Here is a 549-nt window from a genome sequence, read left to right as displayed (position 1 = left end):
AGCGCGTGGAACTCCGGTTTGGCGCCCTCCCCCGCGCATGTGAACACGCCATCGAAGACGAGTGTATGGAAGTGCACGTTCAGGTTCAGTGCGGAGCCGAAACGCTGGATGAAAGTGACCGCGCCAGTCTGGCCTTGCGTCGGGTTCTGCTCCGTGAGAGTGGGTCGAAATCCGCGATGATGAGATCCGGCGCATCGTCCACGGCGGAGGTATCGACAACGTCGTCGCGGAGGTCAACGACCAGGACGATGTCTACCCGTTGCAGACCGACGGGCGCGGGAATGTAGTCCGGGTCGCGGACGTGAACGCGGCCGAACCGCCACCTCCACCTCCCTCGGTGATCACCCAAAAGCGGCCATTCATGATCACCTGAAAAGCGGCCATTAATCCGGAGTCGTCCGGGACATTGACCTCGTCGAGGGCATCTAGCCTTCACGTCATGGCAAATGTCTTGGACCTAGGAAAACAGCTGCAAATACTGGCACTTGGACGTCTCGGCTGGTCGCTTCGGCGAATCGAGCAGGAGACGGGCATCCGTCGCGAGACGGT

At 60.8% G+C, this 549-nt stretch carries 1 pseudogene; it reads right to left on the bottom strand.

The features are described 5' to 3' along the window. Positions 1-131, bottom strand: a pseudogene (locus GY725_19430) (IS91 family transposase). Positions 132-549: the final 418 nt, after the last annotated feature.

The sequence above is a fragment of the bacterium genome, from assembly GCA_024226335.1.
In the GTDB taxonomy this organism is placed as follows: Bacteria; Myxococcota_A; UBA9160; order SZUA-336; family SZUA-336; genus JAAELY01.
This window is presented reverse-complemented; position numbering and strand designations above follow the sequence as displayed.